This is a genomic window from Klebsiella indica (genome assembly GCF_005860775.1).
In the GTDB taxonomy this organism is placed as follows: domain Bacteria; phylum Pseudomonadota; class Gammaproteobacteria; order Enterobacterales; family Enterobacteriaceae; genus Klebsiella; species Klebsiella indica.
On the sequence record NZ_VCHQ01000064.1, the window covers coordinates 1 to 2,705 of the forward strand.

Below are 2,705 nucleotides of genomic sequence, written 5' to 3' on the forward strand. Positions count from 1 at the left end.
ACCTTATTGACTGCAGAGAGTGGCGCACCAGTCAGCAGAGTTGTTTTGATAACGCCATTAAAGAAGAAGAACTCATCGTGCGCAACGATTCAGGTTAGTAAGCGTAAAGTGAGTGCCGTATTGACGGCTATTTATTGGTGAGATCTACGTTCCATGGCAGAAGTTCTGCCACTTTGTTCGATGGCCACTCTGGCAGCACGCTCAGGATATATCTGAGGTAGGCTTCCGGATCGATGCCATTCAGTCTGCACGTTCCGATCAGACCATACAGCAGGGCCCCACGCTCGCCACCATGATCGCTGCCGAAGAAGATATAGTTTTTCTTGCCAAGACAGACCGCTCGTAGCGCGCGCTCAGCTRYGTTATTRTGTGTGCCTTGCAAGGCACGATCTTTCCGTCGGTGAAAGTCCGACCCGGCTAACTCTCGCTCCGGCCGGAAGTACAGGGGGCGGTCCAGGAGGTAACAAATGGGCTGAAGCTCTCCCTGAAACGGCTTCTTAAGGAAGTCAACGGGTTATGCGGGCCGTAACGTGAGTGAACACTGAGCAGGCCTCGAAATGCCGTCGTGGGTGCCGACACGCCATAATAACGGGGAAGGCCGACGATGACCGAGAAGAGAGTGAGAAAAGCACCGGTCATACCCACCGGGGTAGTGGTGACAGCACGCATAACGATTGATCGATCGTGCAACAAGGGAAGTCCATAACGATGTTCGTCCGGCAGACGGGCAACGACGCCTCGTGAGGGGCTGAGTCGGTCGTTATGGATGGCGGATGGGGGCGTAGTAGTTATGATACTGAGTAATGTCAGAGGAGCGAAGGCCCCCTGTTGCAGTACCAGTGTACCAAGCAGGAAGAGCCCGGGGATTGGCATCAGCCTAACAACTCCGCTCGAATCGGTTCAGAACCTGCAGAAGACACTACAGGCGAAAGCAAAGAGTAACGCAACGGCTAAATTCCACAGTCTGTGGGATAAGGTTTGCCGCCCGGATGTTCTCGTGGAGGCTTACAGGCGATGCCGTCTAAACCGGGGAGCCCCCGGCGCGGACGGTGCGTCCTTCGCCACCATCGAACAACAGGGTTTAGGACAGTGGCTGCGAAGATTAAAGCAGGAGCTAAGCACTAAACAGTACCAGTGCTCGCCCCTGTTGCGTGTATGGATCCCCAAAGCCAACGGCGGACAACGCCCGTTGAGTATCCCGACAATAAAGGACAGAGTGGTTCAGACGGCGGTGTTGCTCGTTATTAACCCCGTTTTCGACACCGATCTGCCCCCACGGCAGTACGGCTTCAGAAGTCACATCGACGCAAAAATGGCGATACGCAGAGTCTACTTTAGCATCTCTGAACGCTTCGCCAGAGAAGTCGTTGATGCGGATTTATCTGACTACTTCAGTACGATCCCTCATGGGCAACTGATGAAATGCATCGCCCGGAGGATAACTGACGGAAGCGTACTTGGGATAATCCGCCAGTGGCTCAGAGCCCCGGTAGTGGAACGGACCAGACAGGGTGTCGAAATCCGGACCACAGTTGCCCGTAACACTCATCGTGGAACAGCACAGGGCTCGCCAATAAGTCCGTTGCTGGGAAACCTCTATTTCAGGCGATTTATTCTGGCATGGAATAGCGGGACTCCTTTCTGGGAGAAGAACAGCGAAATCGTCAATTATGCCGACGATCTGGTGATATTGTGTAAAAGGGGAACCGGAGAACAGGCCATGACAAGGATGAAGCGCCTGATGGAACGGCTGGGGCTGATCGTTAACGAAAGTAAAACCCGGCTGGTCGTTCTACCTGAAGGGAATTTTGATTTTCTCGGATATACCATTGGCCGATTTTATGGCAAAGGTGGGCGCCCCTACTGGGGAACCGCAATATCCCGAAAAGCGATCAAACGGCTCAAACAGGAAATACACGCCCAGACTACGTCACGCTGGAACTGTACCCCCATAGCTGAAAGAGCTGAAAGGTTAAACCCGCTTCTCAGGGGTTGGGCCAGTTATTTCAATCAGGGACCAGTGTTACAGATTTACCGTGACATTGATATCTATACGGCGAGACGGGTCAGGATCTGGTTACAGAGAAGAAAAGGTCAGCGGGGAACGGGATATCGCCAGTATCCCGACCAGTACCTGTACGAGCAGTTAGGACTGATACGCCTGCTGGATCTCCCCCGTAACCGCCCGAACGCGAAGGTCTGATGTGCTGCAAGAGAGCCGGATGCGGGAAATCCGCAAGTCCGGTTCGATGAGAGGGATGTGGAAACGGAGTCACGCTCAGGACAGTAAGGCACCACCAATCGAAAGAGGTGGATTAACAGATATGCCTGAACTAAAACCACCGCGCCACATCTCTACTCTACCCGCTTCAGCCCAGCCGTTGTCTGCGTAGTACATCAACGCTTGCCACTGATTCAGGGCATAAGCGAACGCCTTCGCCAGTTCTGAGTGTCGCGACAGGGTTTTCATCTTTTCACGCAGCCAGTTTTCCAGTGATTTAAGAAGCGCTTTCGTTTTCAACTGGCGTTCGGCAACCCGCTGTTCTGCTGGCATTCCCCTTATATCCGCTTCGATAGCATACAACTCGCCGATCCGTTTCAGCGCTTCTTCCGTCAGGGCCGACGGAGTGCGGATATGCACATCATGGATCTTTCGGCGGGCATGGGCCCAGCAGCCCGCTTCCTTTATATGACCTTCGCGGTAG

Annotated in this window: 1 protein-coding gene and 2 pseudogenes; 1 reads left to right on the forward strand and 2 read right to left on the reverse strand. The window is 53.7% G+C overall.

Annotation, left to right across the window (positions count from 1 at the left end; all coding sequences use genetic code 11):
• Positions 1-127: 127 nt before the first annotated feature.
• Positions 128-367: pseudogene (locus tag FE839_RS24430) on the reverse strand (transposase domain-containing protein); the annotation flags it as partial.
• Positions 368-790: 423 nt separating this feature from the next.
• Between FE839_RS24430 and ltrA the strand changes: the two are divergent.
• A complete protein-coding gene (gene ltrA, locus FE839_RS24435; RefSeq protein WP_138363269.1) occupies positions 791-2,203 on the forward strand; it encodes a group II intron reverse transcriptase/maturase in 1,413 nt (470 codons plus the stop codon).
• 162 nt (positions 2,204-2,365) lie between these two features.
• Here ltrA and FE839_RS24445 read toward each other — a convergent pair.
• Positions 2,366-2,705: pseudogene (locus tag FE839_RS24445) on the reverse strand (IS66 family transposase); the annotation flags it as partial.

Coding starts and splice junctions, on each gene's coding strand:
- ltrA (WP_138363269.1), top strand. CDS start 791: ATGATACTGAGTAATGTCAGAGGAGCGAAGGCCCCCTGTTGCAGTACC.